Source organism: Luteimonas sp. TWI596, assembly GCF_039674105.1.
In the GTDB taxonomy this organism is placed as follows: Bacteria; Pseudomonadota; Gammaproteobacteria; order Xanthomonadales; family Xanthomonadaceae; genus Luteimonas.
Map to the genome: position 1 here is coordinate 143,924 of NZ_JBDJMU010000002.1, position 22,577 is coordinate 166,500.

Annotated in this window: 24 protein-coding genes and 1 tRNA gene; 17 read left to right on the plus strand and 8 right to left on the minus strand. The window is 69.9% G+C overall.

The window, feature by feature from the left end; all coding sequences use genetic code 11:
• Positions 1-119: 119 nt before the first annotated feature.
• Positions 120-527: a hypothetical protein gene (locus ABE487_RS02030; RefSeq protein WP_346450753.1), complete on the minus strand. Its 408-nt coding sequence runs from the start codon at positions 525-527 to the stop codon at positions 120-122.
• A 241-nt stretch (positions 528-768) separates the two neighbouring features.
• Here ABE487_RS02030 and dusA point away from each other — a divergent pair, with 241 nt between their 5' ends.
• The 4 genes from dusA (at position 769) to ABE487_RS02050 (ending at position 4,565) form a co-directional block, all read left to right on the plus strand.
• The gene (gene dusA / locus ABE487_RS02035; protein ID WP_346450755.1) at positions 769-1,749 is read left to right on the plus strand and encodes a tRNA dihydrouridine(20/20a) synthase DusA; all 981 of its coding nucleotides are present in this window, start codon (positions 769-771) and stop codon (positions 1,747-1,749) included.
• Between the two features lie 176 nt (positions 1,750-1,925).
• Positions 1,926-2,297 (plus strand): hypothetical protein, encoded by a 372-nt coding sequence (locus ABE487_RS02040; RefSeq protein WP_346441753.1) that lies wholly within the window; start codon positions 1,926-1,928, stop codon positions 2,295-2,297.
• 58 nt (positions 2,298-2,355) lie between these two features.
• Positions 2,356-3,042 carry a response regulator transcription factor gene (locus ABE487_RS02045; protein ID WP_232115533.1) on the plus strand — a complete coding sequence of 229 codons (687 nt, stop codon included), beginning with the start codon at positions 2,356-2,358 and terminating at the stop codon, positions 3,040-3,042.
• Between the two features lie 77 nt (positions 3,043-3,119).
• Positions 3,120-4,565 carry a sensor histidine kinase gene (locus ABE487_RS02050; RefSeq protein WP_346441752.1) on the plus strand — a complete coding sequence of 482 codons (1,446 nt, stop codon included), beginning with the start codon at positions 3,120-3,122 and terminating at the stop codon, positions 4,563-4,565.
• A gap of 41 nt (positions 4,566-4,606) precedes the next feature.
• Here the strand turns inward: ABE487_RS02050 and ABE487_RS02055 are convergent, their stop codons facing one another.
• The gene (locus tag ABE487_RS02055) at positions 4,607-5,359 is read right to left on the minus strand and encodes a M90 family metallopeptidase (protein WP_346441751.1); all 753 of its coding nucleotides are present in this window, start codon (positions 5,357-5,359) and stop codon (positions 4,607-4,609) included.
• A 16-nt stretch (positions 5,360-5,375) separates the two neighbouring features.
• A complete protein-coding gene (locus tag ABE487_RS02060) occupies positions 5,376-5,645 on the minus strand; it encodes a hypothetical protein (protein WP_183427774.1) in 270 nt (89 codons plus the stop codon).
• Between the two features lie 160 nt (positions 5,646-5,805).
• On the opposite strand from ABE487_RS02060, the gene birA reads away from it, so the two are divergent.
• From birA to ABE487_RS02085, 5 genes are all read left to right on the plus strand, one after another.
• On the plus strand, positions 5,806-6,804 hold the full coding sequence (gene birA, locus ABE487_RS02065) for a bifunctional biotin--[acetyl-CoA-carboxylase] ligase/biotin operon repressor BirA (protein WP_346450757.1): 999 nt from the start codon (positions 5,806-5,808) through the stop codon (positions 6,802-6,804).
• Positions 6,801-7,547: a type III pantothenate kinase gene (locus tag ABE487_RS02070; RefSeq protein ID WP_346450759.1), complete on the plus strand. Its 747-nt coding sequence runs from the start codon at positions 6,801-6,803 to the stop codon at positions 7,545-7,547. Before birA ends, ABE487_RS02070 begins: the two co-directional genes overlap by 4 nt.
• A 9-nt stretch (positions 7,548-7,556) precedes the next feature.
• Positions 7,557-8,255, plus strand: a complete 699-nt coding sequence (locus tag ABE487_RS02075; RefSeq protein WP_346441748.1) for an SPOR domain-containing protein — start codon at positions 7,557-7,559, stop codon at positions 8,253-8,255.
• 27 nt (positions 8,256-8,282) lie between these two features.
• A tRNA-Thr gene (locus ABE487_RS02080) sits at positions 8,283-8,358 on the plus strand.
• Between the two features lie 95 nt (positions 8,359-8,453).
• Complete coding sequence (locus ABE487_RS02085; protein ID WP_346441747.1) at positions 8,454-8,852, plus strand: Rap1a/Tai family immunity protein; 399 nt, start codon at positions 8,454-8,456, stop codon at positions 8,850-8,852.
• Positions 8,853-9,148: 296 nt separating this feature from the next.
• Here the strand turns inward: ABE487_RS02085 and ABE487_RS02090 are convergent, their stop codons facing one another.
• Together ABE487_RS02090 and ABE487_RS02095 are read right to left on the minus strand one after the other, a co-directional pair.
• Positions 9,149-9,574 (minus strand): hypothetical protein, encoded by a 426-nt coding sequence (locus ABE487_RS02090; RefSeq protein WP_346441745.1) that lies wholly within the window; start codon positions 9,572-9,574, stop codon positions 9,149-9,151.
• Between the two features lie 72 nt (positions 9,575-9,646).
• Positions 9,647-9,994: an excalibur calcium-binding domain-containing protein gene (locus ABE487_RS02095; protein ID WP_346450761.1), complete on the minus strand. Its 348-nt coding sequence runs from the start codon at positions 9,992-9,994 to the stop codon at positions 9,647-9,649.
• 258 nt (positions 9,995-10,252) lie between these two features.
• Here ABE487_RS02095 and rocF point away from each other — a divergent pair, with 258 nt between their 5' ends.
• The 6 genes from rocF to ABE487_RS02125 all read left to right on the plus strand — a co-directional run bounded on the left by rocF (position 10,253) and on the right by ABE487_RS02125 (position 14,772).
• Positions 10,253-11,176: an arginase gene (rocF, locus tag ABE487_RS02100; protein ID WP_346450762.1), complete on the plus strand. Its 924-nt coding sequence runs from the start codon at positions 10,253-10,255 to the stop codon at positions 11,174-11,176.
• 151 nt (positions 11,177-11,327) lie between these two features.
• Entirely contained in the window at positions 11,328-11,486 is a 159-nt protein-coding gene (locus ABE487_RS02105) for an entericidin A/B family lipoprotein (protein WP_346441742.1), read from the plus strand.
• 253 nt (positions 11,487-11,739) lie between these two features.
• Positions 11,740-11,940, plus strand: a complete 201-nt coding sequence (locus ABE487_RS02110) for a CsbD family protein (protein ID WP_183427715.1) — start codon at positions 11,740-11,742, stop codon at positions 11,938-11,940.
• A 179-nt stretch (positions 11,941-12,119) separates the two neighbouring features.
• The gene (locus ABE487_RS02115) at positions 12,120-13,439 is read left to right on the plus strand and encodes a tryptophan--tRNA ligase (protein ID WP_346441741.1); all 1,320 of its coding nucleotides are present in this window, start codon (positions 12,120-12,122) and stop codon (positions 13,437-13,439) included.
• Positions 13,436-13,747 (plus strand): hypothetical protein, encoded by a 312-nt coding sequence (locus tag ABE487_RS02120; RefSeq protein ID WP_346441740.1) that lies wholly within the window; start codon positions 13,436-13,438, stop codon positions 13,745-13,747. Before ABE487_RS02115 ends, ABE487_RS02120 begins: the two co-directional genes overlap by 4 nt.
• An 89-nt stretch (positions 13,748-13,836) precedes the next feature.
• Positions 13,837-14,772, plus strand: coding sequence for an MBL fold metallo-hydrolase (locus ABE487_RS02125; RefSeq protein WP_346441739.1), 936 nt, complete (start codon positions 13,837-13,839; stop codon positions 14,770-14,772).
• A 60-nt stretch (positions 14,773-14,832) separates the two neighbouring features.
• On the opposite strand, the gene ABE487_RS02130 is transcribed toward ABE487_RS02125, so the two are convergent.
• From ABE487_RS02130 to ABE487_RS02140, 3 genes are all read right to left on the minus strand, one after another.
• Positions 14,833-15,255 (minus strand): hypothetical protein, encoded by a 423-nt coding sequence (locus tag ABE487_RS02130; RefSeq protein ID WP_346441738.1) that lies wholly within the window; start codon positions 15,253-15,255, stop codon positions 14,833-14,835.
• A gap of 214 nt (positions 15,256-15,469) precedes the next feature.
• Positions 15,470-16,132, minus strand: a complete 663-nt coding sequence (locus ABE487_RS02135; RefSeq protein WP_346441737.1) for an energy-coupling factor ABC transporter permease — start codon at positions 16,130-16,132, stop codon at positions 15,470-15,472.
• A 15-nt stretch (positions 16,133-16,147) separates the two neighbouring features.
• The gene (locus ABE487_RS02140; RefSeq protein ID WP_346441736.1) at positions 16,148-17,023 is read right to left on the minus strand and encodes a tryptophan 2,3-dioxygenase family protein; all 876 of its coding nucleotides are present in this window, start codon (positions 17,021-17,023) and stop codon (positions 16,148-16,150) included.
• A gap of 162 nt (positions 17,024-17,185) precedes the next feature.
• Here ABE487_RS02140 and ABE487_RS02145 point away from each other — a divergent pair, with 162 nt between their 5' ends.
• Together ABE487_RS02145 and ABE487_RS02150 are read left to right on the plus strand one after the other, a co-directional pair.
• Positions 17,186-20,740 (plus strand): pre-peptidase C-terminal domain-containing protein, encoded by a 3,555-nt coding sequence (locus tag ABE487_RS02145; RefSeq protein ID WP_346450764.1) that lies wholly within the window; start codon positions 17,186-17,188, stop codon positions 20,738-20,740.
• Positions 20,741-20,885: 145 nt separating this feature from the next.
• Positions 20,886-22,466 carry an AbgT family transporter gene (locus tag ABE487_RS02150; RefSeq protein ID WP_346450766.1) on the plus strand — a complete coding sequence of 527 codons (1,581 nt, stop codon included), beginning with the start codon at positions 20,886-20,888 and terminating at the stop codon, positions 22,464-22,466.
• The last annotated feature ends 111 nt before the right edge of the window (positions 22,467-22,577 follow it).

Consider the following 22,577-nt stretch of genomic DNA (forward strand, 5'->3'; position numbering starts at 1 on the left):
CGACGCAACGCGGCTGCCGCCGCGGAGAGGGCGGACAGCGATAGAGCGCCGATCCGCGCTGCCGATGAATCCACAGGCGCTGCGCGCCGAATCCAACTGTCCGCGGAGAATCGCACTGGCTATCTGGACCGAGTCGCCCGACGTGCGGCACGCTGTTGCTGCGCCCGCGTCGACCAAAAGCCGATCGACGCGAATTGCGCCGCGCACAGCATCAGCAGCGTCCAGCCCAGGTCCAGCCCGAGATAGACGCCTGACAGCCGGTTGAGCCAGCCCCATTCCGAGCGGCGTAACGCCAGGCTGCCCTCGCCGAACACCGCATGCAGTGCCTGCGCAGTCGTCAACGCCTGCCAGTCGCCGTAGCGCACAAGTCCGACCAGCCCAGCCCCGAATGCCGCTGCAGTTGCCAGCGCCAACAGGCCGGCGACCCAGGCCAGCGCGTCACTGGTGCGACGCGTGTCGCGCCACGACAGCACCGCACCCAGGCTCCAGACGAGCAACAGCGCGGTGAACAGGAAGACGAAGACCATCGAACGGACCCTCGGTGCGCATTGCGGCGCGATCCCTGCAGCATCGCAACGTCACTGCATCCGCCGTGTCGCAGGCCCCGGCGCGCACAGACCTGCCCGGTCATCCGGGCGGCCGCGTTTGAGGCATCAGGCGCGGGGGCGCACAATGGCCGGCCCTGCACGGCCTGCGCAACGCGACGGGCCTCGCGCGACGCCCGCGCCGGCGACATGGCCAGCACGTCGCAGCCCGACGGAAATCCGTATGTACGCTTTCGAACCCGACGCCCTGCGGCTCTCGGTCGCCCCGATGATGGACTGGACCGACGTCCACTGCCGGCAGTTCCACCGCATCCTCGCGCCCGGTGCACGCCTGTACACCGAGATGGTGCATGCCAACGCGGTGATCCACGGCGATCGCGCGCGGCTGCTCGCAGCCACGCCCGAGCAGGCGCCGCTGGCGCTGCAACTGGGCGGCAGCGACCCGGCCTTGCTGGCGCAGGCGTCAGCGATCGCGGCCGAGCATGGCTTCGATGAGATCAACCTCAATTGCGGCTGCCCCTCGGACCGGGTGCAGGCCGGGCGGTTCGGCGCCTGCCTGATGCGCGAGCCGGCGCTGGTCGCCGACTGCGTCTCGGCCATGGTCGCGGCCAGCCCGGTGCCGGTCACCGTGAAATGCCGGCTCGGGGTCGATGGCGATGACGACTACGCCGCCTTCGCCGCGTTCGTCGATGGCGTGGTCGCCGCCGGCGCGTCGATGGTGGTGGTGCACGCGCGCAACGCCTGGCTGCAAGGGCTGTCGCCGAAGGAGAACCGGGACATCCCGCCGCTGCGCTACGACTGGGCCTGGCGGCTCAAGCGCGAGCGGCCGGCGCTGCCGGTGGTGGTCAACGGCGGCATCGCGACCCTGGAGGCGGCGCACGACCAGCTGGCGCATGTCGACGGGGTGATGCTGGGCCGCGCCGCGTACCACGACCCCTATCTGCTGCACCGGCTCGATGCCGCGTTGTGGGGGCGTAGCGAACGGCCGCGCAAGGCCCTGCTGCGGGCGTTGCGTCCCTGGATCGAGGCGCGGCTGGCCGAGGGTGTGGCCCTCAAGCACGTGGTGCGTCACGTGCTGGGGCTGTTCCACGGGCAGCCCGGCGGGCGGCGCTTCCGGCAGATCCTCAGCGAAGGCGCGCACCGGCCGGGCGCCGACTGGGCGCTGGTCGAAAAGGCGCTGGAGGCAACTGCGGTGCCGGCGTGACGACGCCGACCGTGGCAGCCAACGCCGTTGCATGGAGTGGCGAATCCGGACATGATCGGGACCCCCTTCGAAACTGAACGCAGACAGCCTTGTCAACGAAAAGTTAAGGACGGATTCACCGCCTTCGCCCGACCATGCCATGCATTCGTCAGCCGACCCACGCTCAAGGAGCGGCCGTGCCTGCCCTGTCGTCCAGCCCCACTTCCCTGATCCTGCTCGCCGTGGCGTTCTGCGCCTCGGGCGCGGCGGTGACGGTGCGGGCGCAAGAGGGCCCGCAGATGGGGGACGTCCGCAGCGGGCCCGATATGCGGGCCTCGTGGGGACGACAGAACGTGGGCCCGCGGGGCGCCCAGGATTCCATGTCCGATTCGGTCCGCCGGATCGAACGCACGACGCGGGGCCGGGTGCTCAGCGTGGAGCGGATGCATGCCGACGGCCGCGACGTCAATCGCGTCAAGGTGATGGACGATAGCGGCCGGGTCCGGGTGTACGTCGACGATCCGCAGCAGCGCGGACGGGCCGCCCGTGCACGCGGCGACGACGATTGATCCTGCATTCTCGCCCCCAATTCACGGCCGGTCCGGCCGTTCGACCGGAGTTGACCCCATGCGAATCCTGCTCGTCGAAGACGAAGCTCCCCTGCGTGAGACCCTTGCCGCCCGGCTGAAGCGCGAAGGCTTCGCCGTCGATGCCGCCCAGGATGGCGAAGAGGGCCTGTACATGGGCCGCGAAGTGCCGTTCGACGTGGGCATCATCGACCTGGGGCTGCCGAAGATGTCGGGCATGGAGCTCATCAAGGCGCTGCGCGAGGAGGGCAAGCAGTTTCCGGTGCTGATCCTCACTGCGCGCTCGAGCTGGCAGGACAAGGTCGATGGCCTCAAGCAGGGCGCCGACGACTACCTGGTCAAGCCGTTCCACGTCGAGGAACTGCTCGCCCGCATCAATGCGCTGGTCCGCCGCGCGGCGGGCTGGAGCAAGCCCACGCTTGAGTGCGGCACGGTGACGCTGGACCTGGCCGCGCAGACGGTCAGTGTCGACGGCAAGAACGTCGATCTGACCAGCTACGAGTACAAGGTGCTCGAGTATCTGATGATGCATGCCGGCGAACTGGTGTCGAAGGCCGATCTGACCGAGCACATCTACCAGCAGGATTTCGATCGCGATTCCAACGTGCTCGAGGTGTTCATCGGCCGTCTGCGCAAGAAGCTCGACCCCGACGGCGCGCTCAAGCCGATCGAGACCGTGCGCGGCCGTGGCTACCGGTTCGCGATCCCGCGCAACGGCGAGGGGTGAAACGCTCGGCCGGCGATCGCGCCCTCCGGCCCGTTGCCGCCACGCGTCCGGGCTGCCGTCCACGCCTGTGATCCGTCATGCCTGCTGAGTCCCGACGCCCCAAGAGCAAGGCGCGGCGCCCTTCGCGCTGGCGCCCGCGCTCGTTGCAGGCCCGCCAGCTGCTGGCGGCGAGTATTGGTCTGCTCGCGTTCCTGGCGCTGGCCGGGTATGCGCTCGACCGGGCGTTCATCGACGTCGCCAGCGAAGGCCAGCGCGAGCGCCTGCGCAACTACGTCTACGCCTACGCGGGCGACATCGAGTTCCTGCGCGGCGGCGAGATCTACCTGCCGTCCGAATCGCCACCCGACGACCGCTTCCTGCGCCCGGGCAGTGGCCTGTACGCCGAGGTGGTGCTGCCCAGCGGCACCTGGGCCTCGCGTTCGGCATCAGGCCCGCAGTTGCCCGAGGCGACGATGCTCGGTGCACGCGAGGAGAAGTTCGAAGGCCCGCTGCCGATCGTGCGCAGTGACGGCTCGCCGGGCGAGGTCTACCGCTACGGCCTGGGCCTGCTGTGGTCACCGGAAGAGACGCGTACCGATGACGAGTTCGCCTACACCATCTATGTGATGGAGGATGCCGGCATCGTGCCGCGCCAGGTGCGGGTGTTCCGCGCCGCGCTGTGGGTCAACCTCGGCATCGCGGGCATGATCCTGCTGTTGCTGCAGGCGCTGATCGTGCGCTGGAGCCTGTGGCCGTTGCGGCGGGTCGAGCACGAACTGGTACGCGTGCAACGCGGACAGGCCGACCGCATGGGCATGCAGCATCCACGCGAGCTGCTGCCGTTGACCGAGAGCATCAACGCGCTGATCGAAAGCGAGCGCGAGCACCTCGCGCGTCAGCGCAACACGATGTCCGACCTGGCGCACAGCCTCAAGACGCCGCTGGCAGTGCTGCGCTCGCGGCTCGACGCCGGCACCGGCGAGGCCGAGTTGCGCGAGGAGGTCGAGACCCAGCTGCAGCGCATGACCGACCTGGTGACCTACCAGCTCGCACGCGCGGCCTCCAGCGGCCACCAACTGTTCTCGGCCGCGATCGAAATCGAACCGCACGCCGAGCAGATCGTCCGCGGGCTGGAGAAGATCTACGCCGCCAAGGGCGCGGTCTGCGAGTTCGAGATCGATGCGGCGGCGCGCTTCCATGGCGAGCCGGGCGACCTGCAGGAGCTGCTCGGCAATCTGCTCGAAAACGCCTTCAAGTGGGCGCGCTCCCGGGTGCTGCTGACGGTGCGCTCGGGCGACACCGCGCCCAACCGTCGGCCGGGACTGGTGCTGGTGGTCGAGGACGACGGTCCCGGCATTCCGCCCGATCGCGTGGCGACGGTGCTCCAGCGCGGCGTGCGCGGCGACGAGCGTGTGCAGGGACACGGCATCGGTCTGTCGATCGTGCAGGACATCGTGCACAGCTACCGCGGCGAACTGCACGTCGGGCGCTCGGAGGAACTGGGCGGAGCCTGCTTCTCGGTGCGCCTGCCGCCGGGCTTCTGACCGGCATCGGCGGCCGCCTGTCGCGACGGCGCCGCGCTGGCCTACGCCAACGGCGACGGGCCGTAGAAGCGCGCGAGGTGCGCGGCAACCTGGGGCAGCGCGTCGCGCAGCAACGCCGGCGCGCTGAAGTGGTATTCGCTGCAGACCGCGAAGAATTCCTCGGGCGCTTCGGCCGCGTACGGGTCGAGCGCGGTGTCGTGCCCGGCGTCGACGCGCGCGACGAAGCCATCGAACGCGCGCTGGAAGTCCTGCGCCCAGGCGCGCTGCCACGGACGCGGCAGCGGCGGAGTGCCGTCGAGCACGCCATCGAGCGCATCGAGCTTGTGCGCCATCTCGTGCACGGCCACGCAGAAGCCGCCATCGGGCTCGGCGATGTCGCTCTGGATGTCGGCCCACGACAGCACCAGCGGCCCGCTCTCCCAGGCTTCGCCGATCAATTCGTCGTCCCACTCGTGCATCACGCCGGCGGCGTCGACGTGGCTGCGGTTCACCCTGAATGCGTCCGGATACACGATCAACTGCGACCAACCATGCAGGCCCTCGTCACCGAACTCGAGCAGCGGCAGGCAGCACAGCGCCGCGAGCAGCAGCCGCTCGCGCGCGTCCAGCGCCAGGCCGGCGACCGGGGTGATGGTCTTGCGGTGCACAAAGCGCGCTGCGAGCGTGCGCAGCCGCGCCGCGCGCGCGTCGTCGAGTGCGTGGACCCAAGGCAATTGGCGGCGGATGGCCGCCCAGTCCGCATCGGGGACGGGGGGCGGGGCGCCATCGAACAGGCGCCGGATCAGCGAACGCACGACCGGGGCCGTCGCCTCAGCGGAACATGCCGGGCAGGAAGCTGTGCCAGCGCGGGCCGCGCAGCGGGCCGTCGCTCTCGATGCCGCCGGAGGTCGCCGGCCGGGCCTTCGAGGCGCTGGCCGGCGGGCGCCGGACGGCATCGCTGCCGGCCGTTTCGGGGGCCGACGCGGGCGCTGCCGCGGCGCAGGGCGGGGTGTCCGAGGGCCCGGGGACGCGCGCTTCGCGAGCCGCCGCCGGCAGGCAGGCAGCGAACAGCAGCGCGCAGAACATCGCTCGTATCGACATCGAAGACCCCGGACAGTCAGGCGGACGCGGACATCCCGCGACTATAGCGCAGGTTGCGCGCCCGCGACGTTGCGTCGCAGCAGCGCACGACAGCGGCCACGCGCTCGCCGATAATCGCCCGCATGGCCGCCTCCGTCCCCCATCTCCCTGCGACCGCCGCATGCCCACGCTGAATGCCGAGCGTGCCTTGTTGGAACGGCTGATCGCCGGCCCCGTGTCGGGCGATGTGCTGGCGTGCGAGTCCGGGCAGACACGCGCGGCGGTCTGGAAGCGGATCGGCCTGCTGCGCGAGGCCGGTGTGCCGATCGAGGCCCGGCGCGGGCAGGGCTACGCGCTTGCCCAGCCGGTGTCGCTGCTCGACCGCGACGCGATCGTTGCGGCATTGCCGGCCGAGGCGCGCGCGGGCCTGGATCGGCTCGATGTGGCCTGGACCCTGGATTCGACCAACGCCGAACTGCTGCGCCGGCCCATGCCGGGCGCGGCCGCCGAGGCGTTGCTGGCCGAACGCCAGACCGGCGGGCGCGGGCGCCGGGGCCGGAGCTGGTGCTCGCCGCTGGCCGCGCACATCTACCTGTCGCTCCAGCGGGGCTTCGAGGGCGGGCTCGCGCGCTTGGGGGGGCTGAGCCTGGTGGCCGGCATCGCCGCGGTGGAGGCCCTGCACGGGCTCGGCTTCGGCGACGTGCGGCTCAAGTGGCCCAATGATCTTGTGGTGTCTGACAGCGCCGGACTGCGCAAACTCGGCGGCGTGCTGGTCGAAGGCGGCGGCGAGCATGCCGGGCCGGTGCGCGCGGTGCTGGGCATCGGCATCAATGTGCGGATGCCTGCCGCCGACGCTGCTCGCATCGACCAGCCCTGGATCGACCTGGCGACACTGGCGCCCGCACTGCCGTCCCGCGATGCGGTGGCCGCCGCGGTGATCGGCGCCTGGATCCCGGCGCTGGCGCGCTTCGATCGCGACGGCCTGGCGGCGTTCCTGCCCGCATTCGCAGCGGTCGACGCGCTGGCCGGTCGCGCGGTGCGGGTGCAGACCGGGACCGGCGTGCTCGAGGGCGCGGCCGACGGCATCGCCGACGACGGCGCGCTGCGCGTCCGCTTCGACGACGGCGTCAGGACCTTCCACGCAGGCGAAGTCAGCGTGCGCAACGGGAACGCGACATGACGGTCTGGCTGTTCGACCTGGGCAATACCCGACTCAAGTACGCCCCGCTCGACGGCGTGGGCATCGGGCCCGTGGCTGGGACGGCACATGCGGTCGGCGGGCTGGATCCGGCATGGATCGAACGCCTGCCGCCGAGGATCGAGACCGCGGTGGTGGCCAGCGTCGCCTCACCAGCGCTGCGGGCGGTGCTGCTCGACGCGCTGGCCGCACGCGGCGCCCAGGTCGAGCTGGCGCGCACGTTGCCGGCGCTCGATGGCGTCACGATCGCCTATGCCGACCCGACGCGGCTGGGCGTGGACCGCTTCCTCGCTCTGCTGGCGGCGCGCGCGCAGGCCGCATCGCCCGTCGTCGTGGTCGGGGTCGGCACCGCACTGACGATCGATCTGCTCGACGCCGACGGCCGGCACCTGGGGGGGCGCATCGCGCCGTCGCCGACGCTGATGCGCGAAGCCCTGCAGCGTCGGGTCGCGCAACTGCCCGCGACGGGCGGACGCTATCTCGAGTTCGCGAGCGATACCGATGATGCGCTGGCCTCGGGCTGCGAAGGCGCCGCCGTGGCGCTGGTCGAGCGCAGCCTCGTGCAGGCCGAGATGCGTATCGGCGTCACGCCCGACCTGCTGCTGCACGGCGGCGGCGCGGCGGACCTGCAGCCGCACCTGCCGCGGGCGCAGATGCGGCCCGATCTGGTCCTGGCCGGTCTGGCGCGCTGGTACCGCGCGCGGCCGAGCAGGACCGATGCCTAGGAGACCCTCATGCTGCTGCGCGCGATCGTCCTGCTGCTGGTGATCCTCAATCTCGGTGTCGCCGCTTGGTGGGCATTGCGCGACACGCCGGCCGAATCGGCGCCTCTCCCTACGGAGACCGCGCCCACCCTGACCTTGCTCGCGCCGCAGGCGGCGTCGCCAGGGCCGGTGCCGCTGGCCGAGGCATTCGAGGGTGAGGAGGTCGCGGTGCTCGATGGCGACAGCGATGGCGACGCGGCGGCAGCGCTGCGCTGCGTCGCACTTGGCCCGTTTGCCGACGCCGCCGCACGCGAGGCCGCGCGCCGACGTCTGGCCGGCGATGGCGTGCGCGTCTTCGCGCGCGAGGTTGCCGTCGCGCCGCGCGGTTGGCGCGTCTGGCTGCCGCCGCAGCGTGATCGCGCCGCGGCCGACGCGGTCGCAGCACGGCTGCGCGCGGCCGGCATCGAGGACCAGTACGTGATCGCCGACGGCGACGACGCGCACGGCATCGCGCTGGGGCGTTTCGACAGCGAAGCGCCCGCGCGGGCACGCGTCGAGGCCCTGCGTGCCGCCGGTTTCGCCGCGCAGGCCGAGCCGATCGGCGGCCAGGTGCAGCCCTGGCTCGACGCGCTGGTCGATGCGGTGACGGCCGATGCCGCGCTGCGCACGCGCACCGGCGCGCCCCGGGCCGAACCCGGCCACTGCGCCACCACCCAGGATGCAGGTTAGAATCCCCGCGCGGCCTCGCCGCCCCATGCCGGCATAGCTCAGTTGGTAGAGCAACCGCCTTGTAAGCGGTAGGTCCCCAGTTCGAACCCGGGTGCCGGCACCATCTTCCGATTCCAGGTCATCCCAAGCGGCGGGGGAGCACGAACGCCCAGGCCTCGGCCTGGATAGAATCGGACCGACGCCGTCCAGGGGATGACGATGAAGCAGGGAGGCATCGCGGCCGGCGTGGCCGCGGTTGTGATCGCGCTACTGGCGCCGGCGGTGTCGGCCTCCGGCGTCGATCAGCCGCCGCGCACAGTCGGCGAACTCGCGACCTGGTGCCGGGATGCCCTGCAGCCATGGATCCCTGGCGACGAGCCACCTGCCGCCGAGGCAGCGCGCGGCGCCTACTGCTTTGCCTACGTGCAGGCGGTGATCGACAACACGTTCGTCGCGCCAGGCAACCCGTACTGCTTCCCGGTCGGTGCATCGCACCGCGAGGTGATCGAGGGCTTCGTGGTGTACGCAGCACACGCGCCGCGCAAGCTGCAGGAGGCAGAAGTCGGTACCGGTGTCGACGTGGCGCTTCGGGCCGCGTATCGCTGCGCCGCGCGCTGATTGGGGAAAAGTCACACCGAACGCGCACAGTCAGGAAAGACCGAATGCGGAGGGAAGCGCAATGGCTAGACGCAAGAAAAGTGTCGTCTCGTGGAACAAGGTCTTGGGTGTGACGAAGGCCAAGCGCGACTTCGCGCGAATGACTGGCATCCCCACCACCAGGTCCGGCCGGCAAGCGAAGCTCGGTCGTGCCATGGGCTGCAGCGTGGTTCTGGCAGCTGGCGCCGGCGTCGTATTGGTGCTGGTCGCAGGCGCTTGGGTGGCATTTCCGAGCGCTCTTGCGTAGCGCGTCCGCGTCAATCTGGCAGCTTTGCGATCGCCCAGCCTGCGGCCAACTCGAATGCGGCTTGCGGATCCGAGACGCGGGCGAACCCCTCGCCGCTGGTGACCTCGAACATGCCGTCCTCCAGCAGTCGCACGCTCGATAGCACGCGCGACGACTCCGGCCCGATCCTGTAGGCCTCCCACCGAGACCGATCGACGTGCTCGCCGCGCAGCGGATTCCGCCAGCCGCGGTCGTTGAGGAATGAATCGCCGAGCGACGGCATGTTGGCCAGGCCAGCAGGTGGGATCACGTGCGGCTCGCGAGAGCGCAGGAGGGCGGCTTTGGCGGCTGATCTGTAAGGCATGCCGGGCATCATCCCGGCCGTGGTCGCATGGGCTGCGACCCGCGCGACGCTGGCGCGGTGCTCCCCGTCAGTTCTCAACTGCTCTTCGCGCACTCGGCGTTGCTGAAAGGCGCGCACAGCGTAGGTCGGTGGCGCGGCAGAACAGGGTGTGGACGGCCGTATTGGCTACTCGCAACCGACGCCGTCCCCATCCCGGTCCAAGTGCGGGCCATAGCCTGGCTCTCCGCGCCTGACCGGTGCTGCGCGTGCTTGCCGGGCCTCGGTGCAGTTGCGATACGACCATCCGGTGGCAGGCTCGACGGTTGACGGAGCGAGCCGCTGTGGTGCCGGTGCCGGCGCCGATGGCGACCTGTGGCAGTGATAGTCGCCGGTCTTCCGGTTGTTGTGGCAGCCCTCTGCGTTGAGGCCACCCGGATGCGCTTGTACCGTTGCCGCTGCGGCAAACAGGAGGGCCAGTCCCGCGCGTTTGTGCATGATCTGTCCTTCTGATCGGGTGGGGCAGGTTCGGAGCATGGCAGGCCCGGCTGCTAGACTGCACGTGTTGCTGGTCGCGTGCCTGTGGAACGTTCGGGAACGCTTCCTGTTTTGCTCGAAGCTTTAAACCAGTTCAGTCGGTTGCCCGGGTTTCGGACCTGGCGACCGGCACCATCCAGACGCCGTTTCCGCGACCCGCGCCGCCCAGGCGCCTCCCCATGGCCGCACGGTGTCGATCCGTCGTCCGCGCGGCCTCGCCCGCCGCGGCCTGCGTCCGTCAGTTGCCCAGGAGAAGCCATGCAGCACGCGTACCCGCCGGTCTCGATCTTCGGTGTGCCCACGGATGTGGGCGCAGGACGTCGCGGCGCCTCGATGGGGCCAGAAGGCCTGCGCGTGGCCGGTCTGGCCGAGGCCTTGCTCGCACGGGGGATCGATGTCGTCGACCTGGGCGACCTCAAGGGGCCCCGGAATCCGTGGCAGGGCCCGCAGGGCGGCTACCGGCATCTGGATGAGGTGGTCGCCTGGAACCGGGCGGTGCTCGAGGCCTCGTCGGCGGAACTCGCGCGCGGGCGCATGCCGATCATGCTCGGCGGCGACCACTGTCTGGCGATCGGTTCGATCGCGGCGGTCGCGCGCCATTGTCAGGCTGTCGGCAAGACGCTGCGCGTGCTGTGGCTCGATGCGCACACCGATTTCAACACCTCGCAGATCACCCCGTCGGGCAATGTGCACGGGATGCCGGTGGCCTGCCTGTGCGGCATCGGGCCCGATGTATTGACTGGGCTGGGCGGCGAGACGCCGGCCACACGCGTCGACCAGTTCCGCCAGATCGGTATCCGCTCGGTCGATCCGGATGAGAAGCGCCTGGTCAAGGCGCATGGCCTGGACATCTACGACATGCGCTACATCGACGAGGTCGGCATGCGGCGCGTGGTCGAGCAGGCGCTCGAGGGCGTCGACGCCGACACCCATCTGCATGTGAGCTTCGACGTCGACGTGCTCGACCCGACCATCGCGCCTGGCACCGGCACCCCGGTCCCGGGCGGCATCAACTATCGCGAGGCGCAGTTGGTGATGGAGATGATCGCCGATACCGGGCGGCTGGGATCGCTGGATGTGGTGGAGGTCAACACCGCGCTCGATCATGGCAATGCGACCGCCGAACTGGCAGTGGACCTGGTCGAAAGCCTGTTCGGCAAGTCGACCCTGATGCGGGACTGAGGGCGCAGGTCCCCCCGACGCATCGAGACGATGAATGGGGAGATGCGGCTCGCGGCCAGGTGCACGCGGCATTCACACCGCGGGCTCCTATAGTCCGCCCAACGGTTGCGGCGTCACGCAATCGCCCGCCAAGAATCCCTGGAGAATCCCGATGAAGCGTTTGACTGCCCTTCTGCTGCTCGCTCTGTTCACCGCCGGCACGTTGAGTGCCTGCAACACTGTCCGCGGCGCCGGCCAGGATGTCCAGAAGGTGGGCGAGAAGATGGAAGACGGTGCGAACGACACGGGCGCCACCACGCGCCGTCCCTGATCGCGCTGCTTCGCGTTGACCCCGAAAAAGCCGGCGAAAGCCGGCTTTTTCTTGTGCGGCTGGGACCGTCGCGCGGTGGTGCCACGCCTGATCGTCAGTGCAGCCCGAGTGCGCAGCAGCGATGTGAAGGCCGGCATCATGGTCTCTTGACCGGCAGTTGATGCGCGCTACGAGAGGATCACGACAGCCCGCTGCGATGGCGCATCGCACCGCACCGGCGGCAGGCCTCCGATTCCCAGAAGGAAGAAAGACCATGAACAAAGACATCATTTCCGGCAAGTGGACGCAGCTCAAGGGCAAGGCCCAGGCCAAGTGGGGTGACCTGACCGACGACGTGTTCGACGTGGCGGCCGGAGACAGCAAGTACCTGGCCGGCAAGCTGCAGGAGAAGTACGGCTGGGAACGCGACCGCGCCGAAAAGGAAGTGCGCGAGTTCGAGAAGACCCTCGACTGACGCGCTTGGCCGGCATCCGATGCCGTACGAGGCGGGCCGGGCGACCGGCCCGTCTTCGTATGACCCTCGGAGCTCGATGACTGGTGCAGTCTCCGCAACCACGCTCGCCGCCCGGCGCACGCCGCGATCGACCGTAGTCGAACAGGTAGACTGGGACTCCCTGGTCTGTCGCTGCTGTCATGTCACAACGTCCCCTGCGCGTCCTCACTGGCATCAAGCCCTCTGGCACGCCGCATGTCGGCAACTACGTCGGCGCCGTGCGCCCCGCGGTCGCCGCCAGCAAGGCGCCGGGCACCGAGAGTTTCTATTTCCTCGCCGACCTCCACAGCCTGGTCAACACGCAGGACCCGGCCCGGGTACAGCGCTCGACGCTGGAAGTCTCGGCGACGTGGCTGGCCGCCGGTCTGGACCCGGCGAAGGTCTGGTTCTACCGCCAGAGCGACGTGCCCGAAACCACCGAACTGATGTGGTTGCTGACCTGCGTGGCAGGCAAGGGCTTGCTCAACCGGGCACATGCCTACAAGGCTGCCGTGGACCGGAATCGGGCCCAGGCGCTGGATGAGGACGCATCGGTGACCGCCGGGCTCTATCTTTATCCAGTGCTGATGGCCGCCGACATCCTGATCTTCAACGCCCACCGCGTGCCGGTGGGGCGCGACCAGATCCAGCACATCGAGATGGCGCGCGATTTCGCGCAGCGCTTCAACCATCTGTACGGGCGCGAGTGGTTCACGTTGCCCGAGGCGGTGATCGACGACGACGTCGCCACGCTGCCCGGCCTGGATGGCCGCAAGATGAGCAAAAGCTACGACAACACCATTCCGCTGTTCGCGCCGCCTGCGCAGCTCAAGAAGTTGGTGTTCTCGATTCTCACCGACTCCCGTGCGCCGGGCGAGCCGAAGGACACCGAAGGCTCGGCGCTGTTCCAGCTCTACCAGGCGTTCGCCACGCCCGAGCAGACGGCCGCCTTCGCACAGGCCTTCGCCGATGGCATCGGCTGGGGTGAGGCCAAGCAACAGGCGCTCGATGTGATGGAGCGCGAGATCGCGCCGATGCGGGAGCGCTACGAGGCGCTGATCGCGCGGCCGTCGGATATCGAGGACATCCTGCGCGATGGCGGGCGCCGGCTGCGCGAGCGCTATGCCACGCCGCTGCTGGCACAACTGCGCGATGCGGTCGGGCTGCGCGATCTGGGCCGCGTGGCGGTGCCGGCCACCGCCGGGGCCGCCGCGATCCGCAACGAGCCGCCACAGTTCAAGCAGTACCGTGAGGACGATGGCCGGTTCTATTTCAAGCTCGTGGACGGCGATCGGGTGCTGCTGCAGAGCCACGGCTTCGACGCGCCGCGCGAGGCGGGGCAGACCATCGCGCGCTTGCGTCGCGGTGAGTTGGCACCGGCGCAGGCGCCGGCCGCGCTTGGCGAGGGCGTTGCGCTGGCCGACGTGCAGGCTGCGCTGGATGCAATCGCTGCGGCGGAGGTGGAGAAGGCGGCATCATGAACCCGCTCGTCGAGTTCAACCTGACACTGCTGTTGTTCCTGCCGTGGTTCGCGATCCTCGGCGTGCTGTTCTGGGTCTACCCCCGGCGTCCGCGTGGCGTGCGGCGCGTGCTCTACGATCTGGCCAGCCTGGCGGTGTCGGTCGCCGCCTTCATGGTCTCGATCTACTGGGCGCAGACGAGCGCCGATCCGGTGCATGGCCACATGTGGCAGCAGATCCTGGCGACCGCGGTCGGCTACGGGGTGTTCCTGGCGGTGCTCGGCGCCGCGTTCGTGCTGCGCTTGGCGATCCTGCGGCCGCGCGACTGAGGCCAGACCCGGCCACGCCTACGACCAAAGGCCCATGCGCGTCTTCCAACGCACGGCCTAGACTGCCGGCAGCGACCTGGAGCGATGCGATGCGCGACGACAGCGGCGGAATCACGATCATCGACACCGGCTACGTGCGGCCGGCGTTATGCGCCGCCTATCTGGTGCGCAGTGAAGGGCGCGCCGCGCTGATCGACTGCGGGACCGCGACCTGCGCGCCGCGCGTGCTCGCCGCGATCGATGCGGCTGGGGTCGATCGCGCATCGGTCGACTGGGTCATGGTCACGCACGTGCATCTCGACCACGCCGGCGGCGCCGGGCCGTTGATGCGCGCGCTGCCCAGCGCGCGACTCGTCGTGCATCCGCGCGGCGCGCCGCACATGATCGATCCGACGCGGCTGATTGCCGGTGCGAAGGCGGTGTACGGCGAGGCGGACTTCGCGCGCGACCATGCCGGCATGCTGCCGGTGCCCGAGTCGCGCGTGGTGATCGCCGACGACGGCCATGTCGTCGATCTGGCGGGCAGGGCGCTGGTCTGCGTCGACACGCCCGGCCACGCGCGCCACCACTACAGCGTCTGGGACGCAGCCACCCGCAGTTGGTTCGCCGGCGACACCTTCGGCATTTCCTATCGCGAGCTCGACACCGACGCGGGGGCCTTCATCGTGCCGACGACCTCGCCGGTGCAGTTCGATCCGCAGCAGATGCATGCCTCCATCGATCGGCTGCTGGCGCGCGCGCCGGTTTCGATCCGGATCGCGCACTACGGCGAGGTGACCGAGTGCGTGCGGCTCGCCAGCGACCTGCATACGGTGATCGACGCGATGGTCGCCATCGCGCAGGCGGCCGATGGGCGCGACGACCGCCAGGATGTGATCGTCGACGGCCTGGTCCGGCTCTATACCGAGCGGGCCGTGGCCCACGGCATCGCCGACGCACCGGCACGCGTGCGCGAGGTGCTCGGCGGCGACATCGCCCTCAACGCGCAGGGCTTGTGCGCCTGGCTCGATCGCATGGCGCGCTGACCGTGCGCGCCGATATCGCCCCCACCGGCATCGACGATGTAGGCGGAGGCGACAGGTGGGTCAGCCCAGCGGCGGCTGGCCCAGATCGGCCAAAAGCTGGTTCTGCACCTTGAGGGCATTGGCGCGCGGCAGCTTGGCCATCACGCCCGGGTAGGACAGCGCGAGGTCGCCCTTGAGCAGCAGGCCGTCGACGTGCACGTAGCTGCGGGTGGTGTAACGGTTGCCGTCGCGCTCGACGTCCAGGCGCATCGGCGCGGTCAGGACGTTGATGCCCTTCTGGTAGACGCGGCGGCGGCCGTCGTCGCTGCGCAGCTTGTAGCCGTTGGCCGCGGCCCAGGCGTCGACCCGGCCCAGTACGTCGCCTTCGGCCGTGAACTCGCGCACGTCCCATGGGTGGTTCGCGCTCTTGGCCTTGTGGGCCATGAAGTTGATCAGGCCGAAGCCCATCAGCCCGCCTGCGATCGTCGCGGTCAACATCGCCATCGTTGCGATTCCTGTTCATGATGAATGGGGAGCGCACTTTAGTGTGCGCCATGTGAAGGCGGTGCTGGGGGCGCCCCCAGATGACGCGCGCACGCCGCCGTGCCAGGCCGTGGGCTGCCCAAGAGGCGGGCAGAGCGGTGGACCGTGGCCGTGATCCGGGCCCGTCGGGCGATCCGGCGCTGCCTCGAGCAGAGGTGCGCGGCCGCCGGTCCGGTTACATGGGCGCCTGCGGCCAGAGGTAGGCGCGGTCGTCGAAACTCACGCACCAGTGTGGCCGGTAGACCACGATCAGGGCCATGACCGTTCCGGAGAAGAACGCCTCGGCAAACATCAGCAGCGGCGTCGCAGTCAGGTAGGCATCGACCGTGCGGCCGCCGAGCCAGGCCGTCAAGGCGGCCTTGGCAAGCATCGAGGCCGCCATCGCCAGAGCGGCGGCCGCAAAGGCGTTGAGCATCACGTAGACGACGATGTTGCGCGGCGCCCAGCGCCGTGCCGCGCGTGAGGCCAGGGCGGTGACGGCGACCGGTAGCGCGCCGGTGACCAGGAAGTCGGCCGCCCAGCCCTGCCACGCCGCGCCCAGCAGCACGCCGGTCAGGCTGACGGCGGCCATCGACCAACAGGCGACACCGGCGCCGAACAGCAAGGTTGCGATGGTTGCGCCCAGGAAGTGGAGCATCACGCCCTGCAGCGCGGCCGTGTTGAACCAGCGCATCGCCGCCAGCGCGAGGGTCGCGGCCAGCAGCACGCGCAGCGTGTCGGGCGTGGCCGTGCGGATGTGCGTGCGCAACGCGCCGACCTGGCGCAGCAGCACCGCGATCGAGGCGGTCCAGGCCAGGGCCTGGAGCCACAGCGGCAGCGCATTGCCGGAAAGGGCCATCGGACCTGCCGGCGCCTAGTCGGGCACCGCCGGCGTCGGCTGGCCAAGGTGAGTGCGGACCTCGAACAGCTCGGGGAAGAAGCTCAGCTCCAGCGCCTGGCGCAGGAAGCCCACGCCGCTCGAGCCGCCGGTGCCGCGCTTGAAGCCGATGATCCGCATCACCGTGCGCATGTGGCGGAAGCGCCACGACTGGAACTGGCTCTCCAGGTCGACCAGGTCCTCGCACAGCGAATACTCGCGCCACCAGCGATCGGTGTCCTCGTATATCGTGCGCAGCACCGGCACCAGGTCTGCATCGAACACGTGTGGCTGCGCCCAGTCGCGCGCGACGTGCGCCGCTGCGACCGGATGCCCCCAGCGTGCGAGATAGCGCAGGAACTCGTCGTACAGGCCTGGCTGCTCCAGCACCGCGCGCAAGCCGGCCTGGCCGTCGGGGTCGTGCGCGAACACCTCCAGCATCGCGGCGTTCTTGTTGCCGAGCAGGAACTCGACCGTGCGGTACTGCAGCGACTGGAATCCGGACGAGGGGCCCAGCACATCGCGGAACTCCATGTACTCGGCCGGCGTCATCGTCTCGAGCACCGACCATTGTTCGGTCAGCTGCCGCAGCACCTGCTTGCAGCGCGCCAGCACCTTGCGGCAGCGCCAGACTTCGTCGCGGCGCAGGTGTGCGATGGCCGCCGACAGCTCGTGGATCATCAGTTTCAGCCACAGCTCCGAGACCTGGTGCTGCACGACAAACAGCATCTCGTCATGGTGTGGCGGATCGGACAGCGGCTGCTGGGCGGCGAGCAGCAGGTCCAGGCGCAGGTAGCCGCCATAGGTCAAGCGCCCGGACAGGTCGCGGTGGATGCTGTCCTCGAGCGGACGCTGGTTGCGGTCGATGGTCATCCGCACAGCGTAGCGCAGGACGTGGTGCTGCCTGCGCCCGGCGACCGGTGCCCGTGACCCGGGTCGTCGGCAATTGCCGCACAGCGTCATGCAAACGACATCGGCCCCGTCCACACTCCGTCCAGGGGCGCCTTCGCCCGGGGATGCCAGGGGAACCGACGCATGAACGAGACCGTCCGCCGGCTGTTGCCGGCGCTGTTGCTGTCCTGCGCAGCCACGGGCGCGCAGGCCCAGGTAGTGGTCAGCCAGATCTACGGTGGAGGCGGTAACGCTGGCGCCCCGTACCAGGCCGACTACGTCGAGCTGTTCAACGCCGGCGACCAGCCCGCCTCGCTCGCCGGCAAGTCGGTGCAGTACGCGAGTGCGACCGGCAACGGCCATTTCGGCGCCGGTGCCAACCAGATCGTGGTGCTGCCAAGCGTCGACATCCCCGCTGGCGGCTACTTCCTCGTCGCACTGGCGGGCGGCGCGAACGGCGACCCACTGCCGGCGCCCGATGCGAGCGGCACGATCAATATGTCGGGCAGCGCGGGCAAGGTGGTGCTGGCCGACACCGCAGCCGGGCTGGGCTGCAACGGCGGCAGCACGCCCTGCACCCCGGCGCAGCAGGCGCTGATCCTCGACCTGGTCGGCTTCGGCGGCGCCAATTTCTTCGAGGGCACCGGGCCGGCCCCGGCGCTGGGCAATGCGCTGGCCGCCGTGCGTGCCGGCGGCGGTTGCACCGACAGCGACGACAACGCCGCCGACTTCTCCGCCGCCGCACCGGCGCCGCGCAACGCCGCCTCGGTGCCGAATGTCTGCGGCGGAGGCGGGGCGCTGTACCTGAGCATCGGCGATAGCCGCGGCGCCGAGGGCGACAGCGGCACGACGCCGTTCTTCTTCACCGTCAGCCTCAATCAGCCGGCGGGACCGGATGGGGTGCGCTTCGCGTATGCGACCACCGATGGCAGCGCGACCGTGGCCGACCAGGACTACATCGCCAAGTCCGGGACAGGCAGCTTCGCGCCCGGCCAGCGCGAGCTGACGATTCACGTCGATGTGGTCGGCGACGAGCGCGTCGAGCCCGACGAGGATTTCCACGTGGACCTGGCCGATGTCGAGGGCGCGCTCGTCGCCAAGACGCGCGGGACTGGGCTGATCGTCAACGATGACGTGTTGACGCTGCCGATCCACCACATCCAAGGGCCGGGTGCCCGCTCGCCGGTCGAGAACCAGCCGGTCGCCACGACCGGTATCGTCACCGGCCGCAAGAACAACGGCTTCTTCATCCAGACGCCCGACGGCGAGGACGATGGCGACCCGATGACCTCGGAAGGCGTGTTCGTGTTCACTGGCAGCGTGCCGCCCGCCGATGCCGCGGTCGGCAACAAGGTGCTGGTGCAGGGCACGGTCATCGAATACGTGCCGGCCGCCGACCCGCGCCAACTCCCGCTGACCGAGATCACCGATGCCTCGGTCGTGGCGCTGTCCAGCGGCCATGCGCTGCCGGCGCCGGTCGTGCTGACCGTCGAACTGCCGCATGCCGACGGCGGTCTCGACCAGCTCGAGCCGCTGGAGGGCATGCGCGTGACCGCGCCGAGCTTCACCGTCGTGGCGCCGACCGGCGGCAACATCGACGAGCGCGCCGCGAGCGCGACCGGCAACGGTCGCTTCGCGGTCGTGGTGACCGGGACCCCGCGCCCGTTCCGCGAGCCGGGCATCCAAGTGCCCGATCCCGACCCCTTGGGCAGTAGCGCGCCGGCGATCCCGCGCTGGGACTTCAATCCCGAGACGATCGTCGTCAACAGCGCCACGATCGGTGCGCCGTCGGCCGACCTTGCGGCCGGCTGCCGGATCGTCGGCGGCTCGCTGACCGGCCCGCTCGATTACACGTTCCGGCGCTACACGATCTATCCCGAGGGCGCGCTCGACACCGACTGCAGTGGGGCCGGCGAGGTGCGTCCGGCGGCGCTGCCGGGCCCCGACCATGTGAGTCTGGCGACCTACAACCTGCAGCGCTTCTTCGACACCGTCAACGACGGCAACAGCGGCCCGACGCTGACCGCTGCGGCGCTGGAACGGCGGCTGGCCAAGGCGTCGATCGGCATCCGCGCCTTCCTGCACGCGCCCGATGTTGTCGGCGTGACCGAGGTCGAGAACCTCGGCGTGTTGCAGAGGCTGGCCGCGCGCATCAACGCCGATGCCATGGCCGCGGGCCAGCCCGATCCGGGCTACGTCGCCTATCTGCAGGAGGGCTTCGATGTCGGTGGCATCGATGTTGGCTTCCTGGTGCGGGCCGGCGCGGTCGCGCCGGGCATCGCGCGGATCGAAGTGCGCTCGGTCGTGCAGCAGGGCGCCGAGGCGGTGCTGGCGAACCCCAACGGCTCGACCAGCGTGCTCAACGATCGGCCGCCGCTGGTGCTCGATGCGGTGGCGCATTTCGCCGACGGTCGCCGGTTCCCGTTCACCGCGATCGTCGTCCATCAGCGCTCACTCAGCGGCATCGAGGCCGACGACGGCGGCAGCAATGGCTGGATCAGCGGTGGCGCGCGGGTGCGTGCCAAGCGTCAGCGCCAGGCCGAATTCCTGGCCACGCTGATCGACGACATGCAGCGGGCCGATGCGAGTCGGCACATTGTCGTGCTCGGCGATTTCAATGCTTTCGAGTTCAACGACGGCTACGTCGATGCGATGGGCACGACGACGGGTCTGCCGTCCCCGGATGCGCAGACCGCGGTCGATGGCGATGGGGCGGTGCTGGTGGCGCCGTCGCTGCTGAACATGACGCTGGAGGCGAGCGACGAGGCGCGCTACTCCTTCGTCTTCGACTACCAGGCGCAGTCGCTCGACCATGTGCTGGTGAACCAGGCGGTCGTCGATTCGCCGCTGGTCGCCGGCCTCGACATCAGCCATGCGCGCATCAACGCTGACTTTCCCGAAGTCGCGCGCAACGATGCGACCACGCCGACCCGGCTGTCGGATCACGACCCCACGGTGCTGCTGCTGCGGCTGCAGCCGGCGGCGCTGGCCGACCTCGGCATCGAGGCCGAGGCGGCGAATGCCGACGTCTTCGAGGGTGCGCCCCTGGCGTTCTCGGCCGTGCTGCGCAACGCCGGCCCTGATCCCGCGCAGTTCCCCGGCTTCGGTGCGGTCATCGATGCCGAACTCGCGGACCTCGTGGTCACCGCGCCGGCGGGTTGGGACTGCGAGGCGCCGGTCGTCGGTGGCGGCACGACGACACTGTCGTGCAATCACGATGCGCTCGCGGTTGCGGGCGAAGCGGCATTCGCGCTGTCTGCGACCGCGCCGGCCTCGGCCATCGGCCGGACGCTGGTGCTGACCGTCGCTGCGACCTCGCAGACCCACGATCCGGACGAGGGCGACAACAGTGCCCGCGCATCGGTCGCGGTACTCGCCGATCCGGCGCTGCCGTTGACCGATGGCGTGCCGGTCCAGGGTCTCTCGGGCGCGGCGGGCGCGTCGCGGTTGTTCCGCATCGATGTGCCCGAAGGCGCGCGTTCCCTGCGCGTGCTGACGTCGGGCGGTAGCGGCGATGTGTCGTTGTACGCGTCGCATGCAGCAGTTCCGACGCCGGACGACTTCGACCTGCGCTCGCTCCGTCCGGGCAACAACGAACTGATCCAGGTGATGGCGCCGGCCGCGGGCCGTTGGTACCTGCGCGTGGCCGGCGAGCGCGCGTTCGAGCGGGTCAGCGTGCGCGCCAGCATCGTGCGCTGACGGCACCGCGTCATGCAGGCGTCCGGCCGGTGCGATGGCCGGGCGCCGGGAAACGGGCGCCGGTGGACGCAGGCGGCCCGACGCCGTGGGGCTGCGACGTGCTGCTAGGATGCGCGATCGCACGCTTTGCAGGGGATTCCATCGCATGAGCCAGCCTACGTCCGATACCGGTGCACCGCGCGGCACCGTCGCCCGTCTTCTCGACGCGATCGAACGCACCGGCAACCGGCTGCCGGATCCGGCCATGCTGTTTCTGCTGTTGATGCTTGCGGTGTGGGGGTTGTCGTGGGCGTTGTCGGGCGTGGACTTCGCCGCGATCGATCCGCGCAGCGGCACGCCGATCCAGATCGTCAACCAGCTCTCGGGCGAGTCGCTGACCGCGTTCATGGCCAACATGGTGCGGGTGTTCCTGGGCTTCGCGCCATTGGGCGTGGTGCTGGTCGCGATGCTGGGGCTGGGCGTGGCCGAACACACCGGCTTCATCAATGCGGCACTGCGCAGCGTGCTGTCGGTGACGCCGAAGATGCTGCTGACGCCGGCGCTGGTCGCGGTCGCGGTGCTGAGCCACGTCGCGGTCGATGCCGGCTACGTGCTGGTGATCCCGCTGGGCGGGGTGATCTTCTACGCGGCCGGGCGCCATCCGCTCGCCGGAATCGCCGCCGCATTCTGTGGTGTGTCGGGTGGATTCTCGGCGACGCTGCTGGTGCCCTCGTCGCTGGATCCGCTGCTGGCCGGTTTCACCCAGGAAGCGGGCCGCATCCTCGACCCGGCGTTGACGATCAACCCGCTCAACAACTGGATCTTCACCACTGCCTCGAGTCTGCTGATCATCGCGATCGGCTGGTTCGTCACCGACCGCATCGTCGAACCGCGACTGGCGCGCACGGTCGTGGACGGCGACCCGGCCAACCTGCCGAAGATGGACCCGCTGCGCGCGGCCGAGAAGCGTGGCCTGATCTGGGCCGTGGTCGCGATGCTCGCCGCGTGCCTGGTGTTCGCGCTGACGCTGATGCCCGAGGCCTCGCCGTGGCGCGCGCCGGCAGAGGCCGTGCCCGAGGGCAGCCATCCGCTGTTGGTCGCGGCCGCGCCGGTGATGCAGTCGATCGTCGCGTTGATCTTCGTGCTGTTCCTGCTGCCGGGCGTGGTCTACGGCGCCGTCGCCGGCACGGTCCGCTCGCACCGCGATGTCATCGCGGCGATGACCAAGTCGATGAGCGGCATGGGCTACTACATCGTCATCGCGTTCTTCATCGCGCAGTTCCTGGCCGCGTTCAATGGCTCGGGCCTGGGTACGTTGATGGCGGTGGAGGGCGCGGACTTTCTCAAGGCGCTCGGGTTGCCGATGTGGTTGACGATTCTGGGCCTGATCGTGATGACCGGTGTGGTCAACCTGTTCATCGGTTCGGCCTCGGCCAAATGGGCCTTGCTGGCGCCGATCATGGTGCCGCTGATGATGCAGCTTGGCGTGTCGCCGGACCTGACCCAGGCCGCGTACCGTGTCGGCGACTCGATGACGACGATCCTGACCCCGTTGATGCCGTACTTCCCGCTGATCGTGGTGTTCTGCCAGCGCTACGTGACCGCGGCCGGCATCGGCACGCTGGTGTCGATCATGATTCCGTATTCGATCGCCCTGTCGGTGCTGTGGACGTCGTTCCTGCTGGCGTTCTGGGCATTGGACATCCCGCTGGGGTTGGGCGCGAGCTACACCTATCCGGCTGGCTGAACAGGGGGCGGGTCGCGCAGAGTGGGTCGGTCGGCGTTGACGCCACGTTGACGCCCGGGCTCCGGGCTGGGATTCTCGCCGCTTCCCGGCGGTCGCGATCGTCCGGGTCGT